The organism is Psychrobacter sp. L7 (genome assembly GCF_002810365.1).
In the GTDB taxonomy this organism is placed as follows: domain Bacteria; phylum Pseudomonadota; class Gammaproteobacteria; order Pseudomonadales; family Moraxellaceae; genus Psychrobacter; species Psychrobacter celer.
The window spans coordinates 173,326-193,089 of the sequence record NZ_NEXR01000010.1; the positions used below are offsets into that span (position 1 = coordinate 173,326).

14 protein-coding genes are annotated in these 19,764 nt (G+C 45.9%); 6 read left to right on the plus strand and 8 right to left on the minus strand.

Going from position 1 to position 19,764, the window contains the following annotated elements:
- Position 1: 1 nt before the first annotated feature.
- From CAP50_RS10425 to CAP50_RS10435, 3 genes are all read right to left on the minus strand, one after another.
- Entirely contained in the window at positions 2-1,345 is a 1,344-nt protein-coding gene (locus tag CAP50_RS10425) for a site-specific integrase (RefSeq protein ID WP_100749943.1), read from the minus strand.
- A gap of 149 nt (positions 1,346-1,494) precedes the next feature.
- Positions 1,495-2,097, minus strand: a complete 603-nt coding sequence (gene ssb / locus CAP50_RS10430; protein WP_100749944.1) for a single-stranded DNA-binding protein — start codon at positions 2,095-2,097, stop codon at positions 1,495-1,497.
- 138 nt (positions 2,098-2,235) lie between these two features.
- Entirely contained in the window at positions 2,236-3,600 is a 1,365-nt protein-coding gene (locus CAP50_RS10435; protein ID WP_100749945.1) for an MFS transporter, read from the minus strand.
- A gap of 819 nt (positions 3,601-4,419) precedes the next feature.
- Here CAP50_RS10435 and uvrA point away from each other — a divergent pair.
- Together uvrA and CAP50_RS10445 are read left to right on the plus strand one after the other, a co-directional pair.
- Entirely contained in the window at positions 4,420-7,326 is a 2,907-nt protein-coding gene (uvrA, locus tag CAP50_RS10440; protein ID WP_100749946.1) for an excinuclease ABC subunit UvrA, read from the plus strand.
- Positions 7,327-7,445: 119 nt separating this feature from the next.
- Entirely contained in the window at positions 7,446-9,197 is a 1,752-nt protein-coding gene (locus tag CAP50_RS10445) for a P-loop NTPase fold protein (RefSeq protein WP_100749947.1), read from the plus strand.
- 198 nt (positions 9,198-9,395) lie between these two features.
- On the opposite strand, the gene CAP50_RS10450 is transcribed toward CAP50_RS10445, so the two are convergent.
- Positions 9,396-9,677 carry a DUF503 domain-containing protein gene (locus CAP50_RS10450; protein WP_100749948.1) on the minus strand — a complete coding sequence of 94 codons (282 nt, stop codon included), beginning with the start codon at positions 9,675-9,677 and terminating at the stop codon, positions 9,396-9,398.
- 117 nt (positions 9,678-9,794) lie between these two features.
- Between CAP50_RS10450 and CAP50_RS10455 the strand changes: the two genes are divergently transcribed.
- From CAP50_RS10455 to gorA, 3 genes are all read left to right on the plus strand, one after another.
- Complete coding sequence (locus CAP50_RS10455) at positions 9,795-10,610, plus strand: threonine/serine ThrE exporter family protein (RefSeq protein WP_100749949.1); 816 nt, start codon at positions 9,795-9,797, stop codon at positions 10,608-10,610.
- Between the two features lies 1 nt (position 10,611).
- Positions 10,612-11,064, plus strand: a complete 453-nt coding sequence (locus CAP50_RS10460; RefSeq protein ID WP_075100506.1) for a threonine/serine exporter family protein — start codon at positions 10,612-10,614, stop codon at positions 11,062-11,064.
- Positions 11,065-11,206: 142 nt separating this feature from the next.
- Positions 11,207-12,562 carry a glutathione-disulfide reductase gene (gene gorA / locus CAP50_RS10465; protein WP_100749950.1) on the plus strand — a complete coding sequence of 452 codons (1,356 nt, stop codon included), beginning with the start codon at positions 11,207-11,209 and terminating at the stop codon, positions 12,560-12,562.
- A gap of 352 nt (positions 12,563-12,914) precedes the next feature.
- On the opposite strand, the gene CAP50_RS10475 is transcribed toward gorA, so the two are convergent.
- Together CAP50_RS10475 and CAP50_RS10480 are read right to left on the minus strand one after the other, a co-directional pair.
- The gene (locus CAP50_RS10475; protein WP_100749952.1) at positions 12,915-13,511 is read right to left on the minus strand and encodes a GNAT family N-acetyltransferase; all 597 of its coding nucleotides are present in this window, start codon (positions 13,509-13,511) and stop codon (positions 12,915-12,917) included.
- A gap of 92 nt (positions 13,512-13,603) precedes the next feature.
- Positions 13,604-15,241: an FAD-dependent oxidoreductase gene (locus CAP50_RS10480; RefSeq protein WP_100749953.1), complete on the minus strand. Its 1,638-nt coding sequence runs from the start codon at positions 15,239-15,241 to the stop codon at positions 13,604-13,606.
- A gap of 363 nt (positions 15,242-15,604) precedes the next feature.
- On the opposite strand from CAP50_RS10480, the gene truD reads away from it, so the two are divergent.
- The gene (gene truD / locus CAP50_RS10485; RefSeq protein WP_100750091.1) at positions 15,605-16,807 is read left to right on the plus strand and encodes a tRNA pseudouridine(13) synthase TruD; all 1,203 of its coding nucleotides are present in this window, start codon (positions 15,605-15,607) and stop codon (positions 16,805-16,807) included.
- On the opposite strand, the gene CAP50_RS10490 is transcribed toward truD, so the two are convergent.
- Together CAP50_RS10490 and CAP50_RS10495 are read right to left on the minus strand one after the other, a co-directional pair.
- Complete coding sequence (locus CAP50_RS10490; protein ID WP_100749954.1) at positions 16,767-18,230, minus strand: GGDEF domain-containing protein; 1,464 nt, start codon at positions 18,228-18,230, stop codon at positions 16,767-16,769. The genes truD and CAP50_RS10490 overlap by 41 nt on opposite strands.
- 289 nt (positions 18,231-18,519) lie before the next feature.
- Positions 18,520-19,401, minus strand: coding sequence for a PHP domain-containing protein (locus CAP50_RS10495; RefSeq protein WP_100749955.1), 882 nt, complete (start codon positions 19,399-19,401; stop codon positions 18,520-18,522).
- Positions 19,402-19,764 lie beyond the last annotated feature (363 nt).

Sequence of the window (19,764 nt, forward strand, 5' to 3'; positions counted from 1 at the left end):
GTTAGTCATCCTTAGGGTTAATAAGAAAATCCATCTTTCGCATTTCTTGCAATAATAGTGATTCAGCCTGTTTTTTAGTATGCCTCAAGTTGTAAATACTCGAAGAACTTTCATGTTTATGACCCATAAGATACATTCTATTTTCAAGTTCTTTCTTTTCTGAGATGACATCATGTAACCGCCCTTCTTCTCTTGCCTTCTCATTGTTCTTATCAATACTAATCGATAGCCGATTGTTAAAATCATGCCTGAAACCATGCCTAGTTATTCTCTTTGCGCCTTTAAAACCATACTTTTTGATGAAGTCAGCTAAATTTTCATCCTCTGCAACTTTTTCAACAATTTTTGAAAACTGTATAAGAGAAATAGGATTTCCAGAACTTGTCCCTTTGTGAGATACGAATAAAAAACTATGCTTATTTGCATTACTAATAAGCGGACGTTCTTGAATAACGTATGACCTAATCTCTTCAGATAGTTCAGATGTTATAGGGATATCGCGCTCAAGAGTTTTAGCATTAGGCTCGATTGACCTATAAGTATCCTCAAGGTCATCATGTTTACGACGAATTTCAATTAGGTTTTGAGAGAACTTAATATCAGTTATTTTCAACTGAAGGATCTCTCCGCTTCTCAGACCAGTTTCATACAGCAATCTGAATAAAAGGTAGTTTCGATTTTTAACCAGCTTGGTAAAAGGATTTTTGTGGTTGAGTGGTCTTACCAACTCCATAACCTCAGAAAACACTTCTGGAGGTGGGGCTTTAGCATCAGGATCAAACGTTGTTCTACGACTACCACCTTTAGACTTTTTACTTAAAAGCAACTCTTTAGTTTCTTTAATGATTGCAACATAGCTTGAGAAACTTGCTTTGTTTCTGAGAAGGTTATTTGCTAAGAATTCGAAATATTCAGAAATAACTTTGATTCTTTGATTTTGTTGGGCAATGGATACAGTTGCTAATGGCGCTTTAGATGTAGGCTTCTTGAATTGGATTACCTTATTATTCGAATCATTTAGCTTTCGAGCAGTCTTTGTTTGAAGCTTACAATGCTCAGCAATGGATTGAACTTCGGAATGTGAGAAAAACCGAATATTATTACTACTTTTATTTTGTGATGCTGTAATTATCCTGTCAGACAGACGAGCTTTTATTTTCGCTTCCCAAAGACTGAGATGATACAGGTGACTAATATATGCTCTTTGAGTTGAGTGTGTATAAGATCGTACAACAGTAGTCATGAATAACGTTATCCAAAAGTCAGGAATACCATTCTCATCAACAAGAAGAGAAAACCTTTCACCACTTGTTTCAATAAACTCTTTTCTCTTTAGGACTGGCATTAGGCTACTACTCTAAGTAAATACAATAAATAATATTATACAAAGTTATCAAATACAAATACAATATATTTTTGATATAAAAATAGCTCAATGATATTATTATCAATGAGCTACAGTATTACAAATGCAATATATTATTATTGTATAAGTTAGAACGGAATATCATCATCGACTGGACCATCAGGCATCGCTGTTGGCTTAGGCTGAGAGGCATTTTGCGCTGACTGATTGAATGGGTTTTGCTGAGGATTGCTTTGGTTGTTATAAGCATTTTGATTGTTATAACCCCCTTGATTACCACCCTGCGCCATGCCTTGAGCTGCTACGCCGCCTGCTTGGTTGTAGCCGCCTTGCTGACCAAAGCTGTTTTGGCCGCCTTGACTACCATAGCTCCCGCCTTGACTTTGACCGCCACCGCTTGCGCCATCGAGCATCTGCATTTGCTCAGCGCGAATCTCGGTGATATAGCGATCTTGACCATTTTGGTCTTGGTATTTACGCGTGCGCAAACTGCCCTCGATATAGACCTTACTGCCCTTACGAAGATACTGCGCTGCAATCTCGCCTAGACGATTAAAGAGTGAGATACGATGCCATTCGGTCGCTTCTCTTTTTTCGCCGCTTTGCTTGTCTGTCCACTGCTCTGATGTCGCAACCGAGATATTGGTCACGCTACCACCGTTGTTAAACTGACGTGCCTCAGGGTCTGCTCCAAGGTTACCGATGATGATAACTTTATTAACTCCGCGCATGGTACCGTCCTTTTATTTATGAATAATTTAGTGAATCGTATCTATGATGATTCAATGAAGCCAATATGCCCCATCATCGTTAATGCTATCGACAATACGATTTTACAGTAATTTGATTTTACTTTAACCAATTTTTATTTAAATATCTAGTGGGCTTTGTGCCAGATGCGACAGTGCTTGTCGCGAGTCGTCGGTGAGCTGGGTTTTGTCCAGCTTAAGATAGGCCACCTGCTCTTTTGCCATCACCACTAGCTCGTCTACGCCATCTACCGCCAGCATTTGCCGCGACCAGTCTTGGATATTGATGTTTTTAGGAATGGTAATGGTGGTACTTGATAGATACGGCGGCTGGGCGATCGGAAATATCAGTAATAGCGCCGCGCCCATAATCAGCGCCAGTACGCCCCATGCCAGCAAATTTGGCTGCGTCAATAGTATGCCACCCAGCGCCCCGCCGACAAATGCACCAAAAAACTGACTGGATGAGTTTAGTCCCATCGCTGTGGCTTTATTGGCGACTGGTGCACGCTTGGATATCCAAGACGGTATCGTCGCCTCAAGCAAGTTAAAGCCCATAAAGTATAAGAGTAAACCCAAAATAATCCCAACGCCCACATGGCTACCCAGCGCCAGTAATGCCAGTGCCGCGGTCATCAGGCCGATCGCACCCAAAAACACCTGACGCATTTTGCGCTTTTTTTCTGCGACAATAATAAAAGGTATCGCTACCGCAAAGCCAATAAACAACAGTGGCAAATACACCAAGCCCTGCTGATGAACCGACAAACCCAGCACCTCAGAGAGCTGATGCGGCAAAAGAACAAATATCGCCGTCATGGTCAGGTGTAGCGCAAAAATACTGATATGCAGACGGTTTAAATCGCCAATTTTTAGCACGCTGGCCAACTGCTGACCGATAGATTTGTTGTCCAAGTTATGTTTGAGCACTCGTAGCGGCGTCGGCACCACAAACAGTAGCATCATTGCCAATACCGCAAAACCCGATGTCAGCCAAAACAAGCCTGACATACCAAGCGACCCCACCAACAAAGGGCCAAAGGCAAAGGCCAACATAATAGAGGTGGCAATGGTCAAGCCCATCGTCGCCATCGCTTTGGTACGCATCTCCTCGCGCGTGACATCAGCGAGTAGCGCCATCAATACCGCCGACACCGCACCGCTTCCTGCCAGCGCCCGACCGATGATGACCTCATAAATATCGGTGGCGTTGGCTGCAATCATACCGCCCAAAGCAAACAATATCAGACCCAAAAAGATAATCGGCTTACGCGGAAACTTGTCAGCAGCAAGGCTCATCGGTATCTGAAAAATCGCCTGACCCAGCCCATAAACCCCGACCGCCAAACCAATCAAAAACGGCGTAGCATGCGCATAATTGTCGCCATACACCGAAAACACAGGCACAATCATAAACAGGCCAATCATACGCAGGGCAAAGATGCCGCCGACCCCGAGGATTGCCCGTTTTTCTACGCTATTCATACTTGCCTCACAGGTTTATCATTGCTGATATAGTCGATTCACTCTAAAAAATGACGACCAGTAGGTCTATACTTAACTTATTTTAAAATAGATTATCCATACATCAATATCACAGTTGATCTATCAGGGCACTCGCCTACAAATCAAGCCCTCTAAATTAAGGCCCCTAGTATAAGACATTCGCCGTTTGGTTGCCGAGACTTTTGTTTTTTGTTACCAAGTGCGTCTCTAGCGGCTTTTTGCCTTGAATAATGCACGCATCATGACAATAAAGTACAACGTTATCAATAAGGTTGCGGATTCGCTTGAGCCATTAAGTGCTGACTAAGACAAGCGTTCTGGTCAAAACCATAACAAAGGATACCTGTTAGGTAACACAGATTTGATTTAGATTGGCGGAGTCTAACAAAACTTGTGAGATAAAAACGGCCTAGATGGTTTAGCTGCCTTAAACGGTTTCGTTAAAGATTACCCAGCTTATAAAAAACGCGCGCGAAAAAGCACGCACTAAAAAATAGGATAAAAACCGCAGCGAGGCCTGACAAAGACACTATAAAAACCGAAGCAATAAAGAAAGCGTATCGTCTATAAAAGCATCGCTTATAAATAGTTATCGTAAAAACATAGCTTACAAAAACGCTGTTTATAAAAACCAGCTATCTTTTGCGTCACTATTTTGACCCTCATACACTTTAAAAATAACATAGCGCGACTGGGATGCTGTTTTACATGGCTGGTTTAAATGTAGGTTGCGCTCACTACTTCTTATACATCAGTATTTTTTATCCATCACTTTAGCAAATAGGAAACCTATCACCGATGGCAAATGACCACATTGCAATACGCGGCGCCCGCACACACAACCTAAAAAACATCGATCTGGACATCCCGCGCGATAAGTTCGTGGTAATCACAGGTTTATCAGGCTCTGGTAAATCATCCTTGGCGTTTGACACCTTGTATGCCGAAGGGCAACGCCGCTATGTCGAGAGTCTGTCCGCCTATGCGCGTCAGTTTCTCTCACAAATGGAGAAGCCCGAAGTCGATAGCATCGAGGGACTCTCCCCTGCTATTGCCATTGAGCAAAAATCCACCAACCACAACCCGCGCTCGACGGTCGGTACCATCACCGAGATCTATGACTATCTGCGCCTGCTCTATGCCCGTATCGGCACGCCTTATTGCCCCGAGCATGGCGAACCGATGGTGGCGCAGTCTGTCACCGAGATGGTCGATCAGATCATGGCGCTGCCGACAGACACCAAGCTTATGATCCTGGCTCCTGTAATTCGTGAGCGTAAAGGCGAGCATACGGTCTTACTTGAGCAGCTGATCGGACAAGGCTTCGTCCGTGTGCGTGTCGATGGCGATGTCTATGATACCGATGAGCTACCCACGCTCGATAAAAAGAAAAAACACACCATCGAAGTCGTCGTCGATCGTTTTAAAGTCCGCGACGATTTGGGCAACCGCGTCGCCGAAAGTCTCGAGACTGCCCTACGCTTAGGCCAAGGTCTGGTCACACTACACTTTATGGATGGCAACCCAAACGCAGACAGTGCTGACGACCAAGTGATGTCAGCCAAGCACTCCTGCCCTGTCTGTGATCGAGCAGTGCCTGAGCTTGAGCCGCGGATGTTTAGTTTTAACAACCCATACGGCGCTTGTCCAAGCTGTGACGGTCTGGGTAAACGTCAGTATTTTGCTGCTGAGAAGCTGATTACCCATCATGAAAAATCGCTCAATCAAGGCGCAATCAATGGTTGGGACAAGCGTCATGCCTATTATTTTGGCCTGCTCTCTACCGTCTGCAAGCACTTTGACATCGATATGGATGCGCCGTGGCAAGCACTGCCAAAAGCGCAACAAGACATCATCATGCACGGCTCTGGTAAAGAAAAACTGAGTTTTAACTTCACCGATGAGCGCGGGCGCAAGACCAATAAGACGGTACCATTTGAAGGCGTATTGCCCTATCTTGAGCGCCGTTATGCCAAGACCCAAAGTAACCTTGTGCGTGATGAGCTGGCAAAATATCTGGCTGATACTACCTGCAACGTCTGCGATGGTGCACGTCTCAATGAAATCTCGCGCAACGTGCGTGTCGATGAGCAGACCATCGCCGATATCGTCAAGCTCTCCATCGGTGATGCCGCTGACTATTATAAAACCTTAAAGATTGGCGGCCATAAAGGTGAAGTGGCAGAAAAAATCTTTAAAGAGATTAATGAGCGCCTAAACTTCCTCGTCAGTGTCGGGCTAGATTATTTGACCCTTGCTCGCTCTGCTGAGACGCTATCGGGTGGGGAGGCACAGCGTATCCGTCTTGCCAGTCAAATTGGTGCCGGTCTCATGGGCGTGATGTATGTGCTCGATGAGCCGTCGATCGGTCTGCATCAGCGTGACAACGATCGCTTACTAAAGACTCTAACGCGGCTGCGTGACTTGGGTAATACCGTCCTTGTCGTTGAGCATGATGAAGACGCCATACGTCAGGCCGATCACGTCATCGATATCGGTGTCGGCGCAGGCGTGCATGGCGGTCATATCATCGCGCAAGGTACGATCGATGAGATCATGGCGACCCCAGACTCGCTGACTGGACAATATATGTCTGGCGAGAAAAAAATCGAGATTCCCCAAGTACGGCATAAAGCCAAGACCATGGAAGTTGAGACCAAAGGTAAAGCCAAACCAAAGCAGGTGCCAATGACGATCGAGCTAAAAGGCGCGTCAGGTAACAACTTAAAAGACGTCGATCTGAGCTTGCCAGTCGGTGTGATGACCTGTGTCACTGGCGTATCCGGCTCGGGCAAATCAACCTTGATCAACCGCACCTTGATGCCGATTGCAGCGACTCAGTTAAATAACGCTTCTACCCTTATCGCGGATAAGCATGACAGCATCAGCGGGCTTGAACATTTGGACAAAATGGTCGATATCGACCAAAGCCCGATCGGCCGTACCCCGCGCTCAAATCCTGCCACCTATACTGGCGTGTTTACCCCTGTGCGTGAAATGTTTGCTCAAACGCCTGAGGCGCGCGCCCGTGGTTATAAACCCGGCCGCTTTAGCTTCAACGTCAAAGGCGGACGCTGTGAGATGTGTCAGGGCGATGGCCTGATTAAAGTCGAGATGCACTTCTTACCTGATATGTATGTGCCGTGTGATAGCTGCCACGGCAAACGCTATAACCGTGAGACGCTAGAGATTTACTATAAAGGCAAAACCATCGCCGATGTGCTAGAGATGACGGTGGAGGATGCCACTGAGTTTTTCTCAGCCATTCCTGCGATTCATCGTCGTCTGCAAGCGCTGATGGATGTGGGGCTAAGCTACATTCACCTAGGTCAATCCGCGCCTACCCTATCGGGCGGTGAAGCGCAGCGAGTCAAACTGGCGCGTGAGCTGGCCAAGCGTGACACGGGACAAACGCTCTATATTTTGGATGAGCCGACCACTGGCCTGCATTTCCATGATATCGACAAGCTGCTTAATATCCTGCATGCGCTACGTGATAAAGGTAACACCATCGTGGTCATCGAGCATAACTTAGATGTGATCAAAACTGCGGATTGGGTGATTGATCTTGGCCCTGAAGGCGGTAAAGGCGGCGGTATGATCATCGCGGAGGGTACGCCTGAGGAAGTGGCGGACGTCAAAGGCTCATACACTGGTGAGTTTTTAAAGCCGATGCTTACGCAGGCGATGAAAGAAGTGAGTTAATACCGTTAGTTATGATTGATAAAAGGCCACTCTTTATAGGGTGGCCTTTTTTTGGGTAGAGTTTTAACTTTGGTGTTAATATAATTATTATTTTAAGAACATCTGTAAGGTAATGAGCAATGGCAAATGTAGAAAATCTTGAGAAGAAGCTTTTAGATCTAATAGATACTAAAAGTCCTTTTGCCATTGCTCTGACTGGCGAATGGGGTGTTGGTAAGACGCGCTTTTGGAAGAGTTTTTACGAGAAGAATCACACGAATTTAGGTGTTAATAAGTACTCTTACGTTTCTCTCTTTGGTATAGAATCAATAGAAGCTTTAAAGTTTGAAATTGCTCTTAGCACCCATGAGACTACTCAAAAAAAGGACTATCTTTCTGGTCTCAAAGGTATCTTTAAAAAGAGTTTAGAGGCTATAGACTTGCCAAAACTTGAAGGTACAGGCGTTACCTTGTCTCTCAGTAAAGGCATGATAAGTAGTGCTATGACTAGTCTTATCGGAGATACCTTAATTTGTATTGATGATATTGAACGTCTATCTAAAAACCTAGATATCAGAGATATAATGGGTTTAGTTAATCATTTAAGCTTAGAAAAAAACTGTAAGGTAGTAGTGATATTGCATGATATTAAAGCAAATGAGCAGTTTCAAGAGTACAAGGAAAAGGTGTTTGATGAAGTACTTATTTTAGATGAGTCTCTGACAGCTATAGAGAAATTGGTCAACGACAACAACTTATTTACAACCTACAAAAAATTCTATCAAGTGATAGGTATTAAGAATATAAGGTTTTATCAACGCGTTATTAAAACGTTTAATACATTAATGAATAGTTTGCCTGACACTTTGAGTTTAGTAAGTAAACAACAAATATTAGATTCAATCTTAATTATTCGACTTGCTTATGATATACCTAATCTAATTTATGAGGGACTCACATTTGATCAGTTTGTAAAACATTGTAGTCAGAACGCACTTGCATTGAGCGATGATTATTTTGTAGGGAATATTAATAAAGCTAATGCGTCCAACGAAGATAATCAACTCAAAAAGGATATCCGCTTTAAGATTGATGACTTTTTTAAACCATTGACCGAACGATTTTTAATCAGAGATTGGGGAGAAGTGATTGTCAGTCTAGTAAAAGATCTATCAACTGATGATGACCAAACTAAATTTTTAATTGATTCTGATATACTGACTGAAGCAAAAATTTTAAATGATCGCCAGCATGACCAACTCTTGACAGAGTATCATAGCTTAAACCCTAGCAAGGATTTTATTGAACGTTGGTACAAAGTTGTTAAAGATAGAATAGGAAGAGAGAATCTTAATAATTTAAGTTTTTATTATAAAGTTCTACAAGATTACGGTAAGGAAGAATGGGCGGCAAGTTTCGATAAAAAAGTTAGAGAGCATATTGTATCTAAAATTAACCAACATAATGGAGTTACTGACTTAGATAGCTGGTATTTTTTTGGTAGATCTGATCATGAAAGATACTACGATTTTGTTAAAAATACTATTGCCGTTCATGAGATTAATTCTATAGATAAAAACTCTATTAAAGATATATTTCAGCGCTACTATCAGCATAAGGGTTGTAATGATAATGATGAGATGTTCTTAAGCAAACTTGACCAAGAAATATTAAGCGAAATTATATGGTCTGATACTGGCTTTGATTCAAGAGAGCGTAAACGTTTTATATTATCTATTCTACTACATCCTAATCTAAGTAATAAGGCTGAGGTTCGACAATGGATTCTTAATATTTTAAATGATCAAATTAAATATAATCCAAATAGTAAGGTACCGATTCAAGACTGGCTTAACTATACTAATAACTTGACTGAGAACTTAGATAAATAGTTTTTTGTACCATTATACTTGATGATAGGCTGTTGATATAACAGATATTAATTACAGTCGCCAGTTTAACTCGTAGGTTGGATTAAAGAAGAAAACCCAACAATTCATATTAAGCAAAACTATAATGTTGGGTCTCGTTCCTCGTAACTAACCTAAAAGTTAGATATTTTTCAGAGTTGATGTATAAAAACACCCCACCTAAACAAACTCCCTCTCAACATTCATCATTCTTGCATCCACCGTCCGCTCTATCTTCTCCTCAATTTGGCTGCACTGTGACTCAACCTCACGTTTGGACAGCCCAACGATCACGAATGTCCATTCGCTGGCATCATGCCTATCACGCTCGCCGCTCTCGCACACTGCAACACTTGGCGTATTGCCAAAACGTGCGTGCAAGCCGCCCATACGTTGGCGTTTTTCTTTTAATGAGCTACATCCGGGTAGCGCAAAAGTCAGGGTTAAGATAGCAATATGCATTTTATTCTCCTTGCGGCAATGGTTTACGCTTTATAATAGTAGCAAATAAGCAGGGCAAGTTATGCTATCTTTACCTCTATCCATATCAATATCTCAGCCAATATGCATACTCCTCCAATGACCTCTACCAGCTACATACAGCAGCAGCGTATTACTCGATTATGCGTACGCTGCGGCCTACTTCTTATGCAATATGGCGCGGAGTCTGCCGTGGTGGTGGATTTGTCCAAACGCTTGGGGCTGGCCTTAGGTATGAACAGCGTCGAATGCTCGCTGAACTTTAACGCCATTACCTTGACCACCATCTGTGATGAGCGCTGTATCACCACCACCCGAGACACCATAAACCAAAGCATCAATGTCAATTTACTCGTACAAATCCAGCAAATCATCAATAAAACCGAAGCCAATACCAGTAGCGGCAAGCTAGGTAACAATACGCTAAAGTCTGAGCTGACGGACCGCACCATCCTTGCCTTTGATGAGCTAGATAAGGCGGTGTATCCAACGTGGTTGGTGGGCATGTTTGTAGGAGCGTCTTGCGCCGCATTTGCCTATCTAAACGGCGGCAGCTGGGCAATTACTGGGGTGACCTTTATCGCCGGTATGGTGGCGATGTTTACTCGTATTTATTTGTCCAAGCATCATTTCAACCCTTTTATCACCGTCATTGCCACCGCTTTTATCGCTTCCTTGATCGGGGCGACGACTTATTATTTTGATATTGGCAATAATGCCGATATTGCGGTGGCCTCTAGCGTGCTACTACTGGTGCCCAGCTTTCCTTTGATCAACTCCTTATCCGATATCTTAAAGGGCTATGTCAATATCGGCGTTGGGCGAGCGGTGTTTACTTATATGCTGACCTTGTCCGCGTGCGTGGGCATCGTCATGGCGCTGGTGTTACTGCAAATACAGCATTGGGGGTTTTGATATGTGGCTCATTGAGACTGTCGCGCTATCATGCATCATCACTCTTGGTTGGACGCTGATGTTTACCGTGCCCAAACGCTATATTTTGCCGTGTTTGCTGATGACGGCGTTTGGCTTCGGACTAAAAACTGCCCTTGTCTATCAGCATGTCCATCTGGCGGTGGCCAGCTTTTTTGGAGCGATGCTTGCCAGCTTTTTGGGAGTATATTTTTCTAAAAAATATACCCTACCGCCCAAAGCGCTGATCTCACCAAGCGTCATCTGTATGATGCCCGGTATTGCCGCTTATAAGGCAATGGTCAGTATGGTACAGATAGGCTATTTTGGTTTTTCGGACGAGTTATTTAGCCAAATGATGGTGTATTTGTTCGAGGCCTTGTTTGTGACCTCAGGGTTGGTGCTGGGTCTGTCGATTCCTGGGCTGTTATTTTATAGACGTCGCGCCATTGTTTAGGTATCGTTTATAGTATGTTGGGTCTTTGCCCATTCTCTTAATAGCGGCTGTTTATGTTGTACCATACCTACAGTGGTCGGTTGCACCCTGCCGCGACAATACTCAAGACAGCACTTATCAATCATACATACAAGGATAAAACATGAGCAAACATTATGATTATATCGCCATTGGCGGCGGTAGCGGCGGTATTGCCTCGATCAACCGCGCCGCCAGCTACGGCAAAAAATGCGCCATTATCGAAGCGGCGCAACTAGGCGGCACGTGCGTCAACTGGGGCTGCGTACCCAAAAAGGTGATGTGGTATGGCGCGCAAGTGGCCGAAGCGATTGAGAAGTATGCGCCAGATTATGGCTTTGATGTGGAATTAAAAAACTTTGACTTTCAAAAACTGGTACAAAGCCGCCAGCAATATATCCAAAATATCCACCGCGCTTATGACAATAATCTGGCCAAAAACGGCGTGGAAGTAATCAAAGGCTTTGCAAAATTTGTCGATACCAATACGGTCGAAGTCAATGGCGAGCATATCACTGCCGATCATATCCTGATCGCGACGGGCGGACATCCTATTAAGCCTAAGATCAAAGGCGCAGAGCACGGCATCGATTCTGATGGTTTTTTTAAATTGACTCATTTGCCAAAAAGGGTCGCTATCGCAGGCGCAGGCTATATCGCTGTCGAAATCGCAGGCGTACTCAACAGCCTCGGCGCTGAGGTACATCTCTATGTCCGCCAGCATTCGCCGCTGCGCTCGTTTGATCACACTATCGTCGAGGCGCTGCTGATAGAGATGGAGCAAGACGGTATTCATCTGCATACCAACACCACACTCACCGAAGTCAATAAAAACGAAGATGGCTGTTTAGAGCTGTTCACCAAAGATGGTACGCTTGATACGGTCGATTGCTTGATTTGGGCAATTGGGCGCGCGCCTTCAACCGACAACATAAACCTGCAAGTAACGGGCGTAGAAACCACCGAGTTTGGCAAAATCAAAGTCGATAAATTCCAAAATACCAATGTCGATGGTATTTACGCGGTCGGTGATATTATCGAAAATAGTATTGATCTGACACCAGTTGCCATCGCCGCTGGTAGGCGTCTGTCTGAGCGCTTGTTTAACGACAAGACCGATGAGCATTTAACATACGAGCTGGTACCGACGGTGATTTTTACTCACCCTGCGATTGGGACGGTTGGCTTATCTGAGATCGATGCGGTGGCGCAGTATGGCAAAGACACCATCAAATGCTACACCTCGACCTTTACCTCGATGTATAGCGCGGTGACGCAGCATCGCCAAAAGTGCGTGATGAAGCTGGTGTGCTTAGGTGAGGAGGAAAAAATCATCGGCCTACATGGCATCGGTTACGGGGTCGATGAGATGCTGCAAGGCTTTGCAGTGGCGATCAAGATGGGTGCGACTAAGGCTGACTTTGACAATACCGTCGCCATCCATCCGACAGGTGCAGAAGAGTTTGTGACGATGCGTTAGACAGACTGAATGAGAAGAAAGGCTATTTTTAACGAAATGGCCTTTTTTATTGTCTATTTTTGCTTTAGTGTAAAACCACATACAGACAGCACAATCCTGATGCTGCTATGATGCGTTTAATAATGACCGTTGCGAGATGACTGTGTGGCAGATGTACCTTTTTATATTACCCGTGGGCTTAGGCATCATGACCTTGGCAGGGAGTTTGCTATTTTTATTCGCTTTTCTTATGTCTGATGATAATGCCACGCGCGTACCAGCTTTTACTTGGTTTAAGCGCTTGATTATCGTGGCATTTATCTTATTGAGTGTCGGCCTGTTTATGACCTTTGGGCATTTTTGGGGTTAGGGTTTACGCACTCACCACTTTTTCTAATTCCAATAATTCTAAATCCTGACGTTTTGGTTCGCCATTATTGCCATCATCTGGGAATGGCATTTTATTGCCATTTAGCTGATAGCCGCGGCGCTGATAGTAGGCTAATAGCTCGGGGCGATGGCTCAAGATAGACATGGTCAGACGACTTGGCTGGCCGTTATCTGCTAGATGCCGCGTAGCAAACGTCTCTGCCGCTTGTAATATCTCATTGCCAACGCCGCACCCTTGCAGCTCTGGATGCACGGCAAACATACCGATATAAGCACAAGTGGCTACATTGTCATCTGTTTTTATGTCCACTGCGATGCAGCCTAGCAGCTCGCCTGTTTCTGCATCATCACGTGCGCCTGTCGTGGTTTTTGGATAAACAAACAGGTAGTGTGTTGGATGATCGATGACGCCTGCCAGCTCGTCTGCCGTGGTACGAATACCGCCCACCAGATCCGCTTCATTTGTCCAGCCTGCGGTCTCTCGGTAGCAGCGGTTGAGTAGCTGCTCGAGCGCGGCGATATCGGCGCGGCGGGCTTGCCGCAAAAAAACAGCATCCTTACTTATAATCTCTTTATTCATACTCTGTGATATCCTTTTACTATTACGATATAAAAAGCTGACTTGAATAATCAAGCCAGCTTTTTATAGTAAACCTTATCACCCTCTAAATGCTAGCGCGACAGTAGTTGTGCTTGCTCAATCATGTCAAATCCGGCACTGAGCTGCGCGCGCGTTGGCGCATGACCACGGCGTAATAGCTCAGAAAAAGCGATCAGCTCTTTGTCTCGTCCAAGCGAGCTTGCAGCACTGGCACGGGTGTCTTCCGCCTCATCATCGAAGTAGTATTCGATATAATCTAGGCTATCTGGCGAGCCAAATAATATGCCTTTATCAGGGGTTGCGGCATGTCCGCTGTAGCGTAGGCTTTTGCCATACTGTCCAGTCCAAAAAAACGGAATACGTTCCTCTAACGAGTGGTCATTGTCTTCATTTAAGATAGCAGCAGCCGTTACCATGCCATGCTGTAAGGCCACGCGCCAATGCTCAATACGCATGCGCCCCATCTGATTGGTGGCTTTGGCAATATCGCCCAGTGCATAGACGCCGTCGCGTAGCTGTAGGCGCTCATCGACTTGCACGCCATCGGGATCATTTACTTCATTTAATATCTCGGTACGTGGTGCCACGCCCGTACCCAAAACCACCACATCTGCTGCCAGCGTACTGCCGTCTGACAGTGTGACACCGCTGACGTGACTGCCATCTTCATTGATGCTCTCAACACCTGCACCAAACACAAAGCGCACCCCATTTTCTTCATGCAGTTTGATAAGCGTATTACTCACCGCCTCAGAGACGATATTGCTCATGACGCGGCGACTGCGCCCGACGATGGTGACGGAGGCGGCATTGCCAGCCTGCATCAGCGCTGACGCCGCCTCCATGCCGATAAATCCTGTACCGACGATGACGACGTTTTTGTTATCGGTAGCACCTTTGATCGCCTTAGCATCATCCATACTACGTAGCGTATAGACGCCCGCTAGCTCAGCACCTTGAAATGGCGGTATCTTCGGCTCGGCGCCTGTTGCCACGACCAAAAAATCCGCAGTCTGCTGCTCGTGGTTACCATCGTCGCCTTCAATGACAATCGTACGCTCATTGGGCAGTACTGCGCTGACGGTTTGATTTAGGCGCAGCTCAATGTTGTTATTACTGGCCCACTCGCGGCCACCTAGCATCAGATACTTCTCATCCATCTTGCCTGCCAAAAACATTTTGGACAATAAAGGACGGTTGTAAGGGGCGTAACTGTCTTTACTAATTAAGGTAATTTTGCCGCCATAACCCGTATGACGTAGCTGATTGGCGGTCATAAATCCTGCACCGCCGCCGCCTACGATGATGGTATGCGTGTCGGTCAGCTTGTCATTTGCGGCACGGTTGTCTATCTTGGCCGCGGTATCCACCACCAACCGTTCGCCCTCATCGATCAGCTCATATTGAGTCAGGCCACGCATCGCGACAGGCTCTAATAGCGTACCGTCGCGGCTGTCAAAACTACCATGATGCCATGGACAGATCACTCTATCGCCGCAGCGCAACCCCTCACCCAAGTCGGTACCGGCATGGGGACATTTGCCATCAAATGCGCTAAACTCATCACGGTCACGCGTGACTAAAATGATGCTATCGTCCTCTTGTTTATAAGACTTCATGCCACCATCTGGGATGTCGGACTTATCGATAGTCACTAAATTTTTGGCGGCGATTTTGTCAGCGGCTTGATTATTGTTTGTTTGGCTCATAGGTCATCCTTAACAGTTATTGTTGATAGGCTGGCATCCGTATTGGCTTAGGCGGGCTTGGGCAGGATTGTATTGGCTCAAACCAAAAGACCACTTATAGACATTTAGACACTACATTCAAAAATACGTATTATCTGATAGTAGCAAGACCACTTGGCTGACGCTGTTTATTTGTATGCGTGCCACGTTGCAAAACGTAACTTTTTGGCTGTTATTTTCATTAATTATATTCTCATTACTTACCTTTATCTCGCGTACGTCCCTCTTACCCTTATCAAAACAAAAGACACCTTTATGACTTCCCAAGATCAAGATAATCAGAACGATACAACGACACATCAGCCATCTACTCATGAGCGGGCTATGAGCGACACGCTGACAAGCACTGATATAAAAGCGGCGACAGACACCGAGCGGCTGCCGCAGCCTATACCGCAACCTTTAAGGCAGGCAACTTATAAAACCCAAAACAATGACTTCATTGTCAATGAAATATTGCCGCTTGACTTCACAGGCGAGGGTGAGCACTTGTGGCTACATATCAAAAAATCAGGGATAAATACGGCCTATCTGGCCAAGCTGCTATCAGAATGGGCAGAGATCCCACTGCGCGATGTTGGTTATTCGGGGCTCAAAGACCGTCATGCGCTGACGACGCAGTGGTTTAGCTTAAGAATCCCCAAAAAGCAACTGCCCAACTCTGAGTTTGCCCCAGTAGACATCAGTGACAACGAGTCCGTCACCATCATCGCCCAGCATTGGCACCACAAAAAGCTCAATCGCGGTACTCACCGCGCCAATCAATTTACCATTATCCTACGAGAAATCGAGTTTGCCAGTAATATCGCAGCTACTGACGCCAAGCAGGCAACCGAGCAACATCTGGCTACTATCAGCAAAACAGGCGTGCCCAATTACTTTGGCCCCCAGCGTTTTGGTTATGAAGGCAACAACATCGCAGAAGCCCTACGGCTATTTGCTCGTCCCATACCGGCGAGCAAACCAAAAACCAAAAAGAGTAAACGCAAACGCGCGCCACGTGAGCAAAACGCCATGGAGCTATCTGCGGCTCGTAGTCTGATATTTAATGAGATATTGGCAGCCAGAGTCCGCGTAGGCAACTGGGATACTGGGCTGGCAGGTGAGGTATTTAACTTAAACGGCTCAGGCTCGATATTTGGCAGTGAGGCAATAGACGATGCCTTACGCGCACGGATGATGAGTGGTGATATTCATCCGACTGGGGTGCTGTGGGGCGTGGGTAACGATAAGGTTAGCGGCATGGCAGCGCAGCTTGAGAGCGATATTGTGAAAAATAATGCCTTATTGACACAGCTGGCCATGGGCTTAGAGCAGCGCGATGTCAAAGCCCAGCGCCGAGCACTGCGTTTGCCGATTGAAGCGCTAAGCTGGGAGTGGTTAGATGCATCCGATAGCAATGAGCAAGCGCTGGTGCTGAGCTTTACCTTGACGACTGGCAGCTTTGCCACCAGTGTATTGGCCAGCATTTACAGTTGGGCTCAGCTTAGATACCACACAGCATCGCATGGCGGCTATTTTCGCTGACGAACATATGATTGGCACTGACCACTTGGTCGCGGCCACGGTCTTTTGCTTCATAGAGCGCCTTGTCCGCTGTACAGATTAAACGCTGGCAAATATCAGGTGGCAAAAGGGTCTGGTACTCTGGCGGTAAGGCGGATCTGTGGTGCCGGGGCTTGCCTGCGAGCGCTGGTTGCAGCGTCGCCTCTAACTGTAACTGCTCTGTACGGGCTTGTTTCATACACACACTTTGTTCGTGAGTGAATGTGTATAGCCCCAAGCTTGCGGTGACGCTAAACGCCTTATTATCATCGACCTTGATGACGTGCTTACTGATGTCTTTGCGGAGCTGTTCGGCGATGAGCATCGCCCCATCGTGACTCGTGGCTGGCAGGACAATCAAAAACTCTTCGCCGCCATAGCGACTCACGATGGCCGCATCGGTCAATGCCTGCGTCAGCGTCTGCGCCACTTCAAACAACACCTGATCGCCGACCTCATGACCATAGGTGTCATTGATGTCTTTAAACCAATCCAAATCTAGCAAGATAACGCTAAAGTCCTGCCCGTCTTGTAGCTCTTTTAGCGCCTGCTTCATCTGCGTCAAACCGTATCGACGATTTTTGAGCTGGGTTAGCTCGTCTTGATTGGCATGCTTTAATATCTCGTTTTTGCTGTCATCTAATATCAACAACAACGTACGAAACATATAAACGATAAAGATTGCTTTGGGTAAGGCCAGTAGCACATGGGTTGCGCGCCAAAAAAACGTCGAAGAGCGCTGTAGCTCACTGATACTCGACCAGTCTAATGCCACCCCTTTAAACACCGAGGTGGCAAGCGTGTTTTCGATCGCCATCAGCTCGTTATACGTCAGGTAATTTTGGCTGTCTAAAAATGGATAAACAAACGTCAGTTGGCGCAAGTTGGGCAGATGAATACCAAAGTAAGGCGCCAAGATAGCCAATAAAATCAGAGCAATCTGTAGCAAAAACACGCGCCACGCATAGCGGCGTTTGATCAGCATCATCCCAAGCATCGCACCGCCTACCAGCGAGACACCCGCAAACAAACTGCTATAACCGACCATGACGATCACAGTGGCGATATAAAAAGTATAAGGCACCACCAACAGCAGCTGCCATTTGTTTAAGTTTTTGTTTTTTATGGCAGTCGTTTGCCGTTTAAGACGCGACAGATGGCGTGCGATACCCCAAAAAAACACACCCATCACCGTAATGCCAAGCCACAGCGGATACAACAGATGAATATAAACATAAGCGCCTAAGGCATCTTGATACCACCAGACAAACACACACCAAAGCCAGTGTAAAAACACCTCCATCAAGATAAATACTGCCAACAAAGCAGTCCTATCAGCAGCTTGCCATTCGAAGATTGCTCGCGAGAGTCGCTTGTAGCCTAAATGAGGAAACGATACAGACATAGTTTGGCTACCGCAAAAAATGTAAATACACCAGACATAACATGAGTGAAAGCAACCAACGACTACAACTGCTATATAAAAATAAGCGTCTATTAAATATAAGCTCAGATAACTGCGTGGGTAAGAGATAAACGTCCTACCCATCGTACAAACGCTGGCCACCACTTAAGTGTGGCAAGATTTTTCTGAGGTTTCAATCTGTTTTGGCTATTTATTAGACAAACGCTCACCTCAAAGTGTAACCAAATAAGCGGCGGCATCGCGCTTCTAGACAAATGTATATGAGCCGTTAGCCAAGCGTGGTAAACGACTGCCAGACGCCTTGTTGGTCAGGTGTCAATGCAGGAACGTCGCCCAAGCGCCGCCACGGCATATTGCTACCATGAAAGTCACTACCAACCGAAGCGACCAAATTGTTGGCGGCGATACTACGATCGACCATGCGGCGGGTGCTGATAGGCTCACTGTTGGCTGGCAGCTCACAACCATCACCGCCCAGCCCAGCAAACTCTTCGATCAGCTTACGCACCCGCGTGGCTGAGAGATGATAACGCGTCGGATGCGCCAATACAGCCTTGCCGCCACACGCATGTATCAGCTCGATACCCTCAGCCATGCTCAGCGCATCGATCGCCACATAGGCAGGTTTATTATCCGCCAGATATTTGTCAAAGGCCTTTTGTACCGTTTTGACGTCGCCGCGCTCAAACAGTACCTGACCGATATGAGCGCGTCCGACCCCTTGCGGGTTGCCACCGGCTTTATCCAGTACGGCCTGCCACAGCTCCTCATAATCGAGACTTAATAACTCACTAAGCTTCTCAGTGATTTTCTGACCGCGAGTAGCGCGGCTGTCTTGTAACTGCTGCAAAGTTGCGTGCATTTTATCTCGGTCAATAAAATCCAGCCCCAGCACATGGATGATTTTTTTGGTTGATTTGTTTTTGCCATAGCCGCCGCTAAGCGTATGCTCACAGCTAATCTCAACCCCATTAATCAGCTGCATATCGCAGGCCGTCGCCGCTACCCGCGCCTCATCAATCCCCGCCAGCGTATCATGATCGGTCAGTGCCAATACATTGACACCAGCTGCGTGGGCACGTTGCACCACTTCGGTCGGTGCATAAGTACCATCAGAGCAGGTACTGTGACAATGTAAATCAAATTTCATAAAATAAGCCTTAGCTTTAATAGTATATAAAAGTATAGTCAGTTCGAAATAAAATCGATGCGCTCATATGAACGGGCAACTGGTATAAATTTTCCTTGCTTGCTGTGTCTACGCTGACAGATGCTGCGCAAAATTCATACCAGCTGCACTGTATCGGTTTTAAAGTGAGTTAACTATATAAAAAGTCAATAATAACTCGGCGCGCCTGCTCATCAGCAACAACCCTTTCGATATAGCAGTAGCACGACTGATCAGCCGCACTGACTATTGGCGCGCAGGCTTGTGATATCGTATGATTATCGCGTTGTTTGCTTTTTTTTGCCGCAGTAGACGTGTAAACTACCCCATACGTTTTTGTTGGAC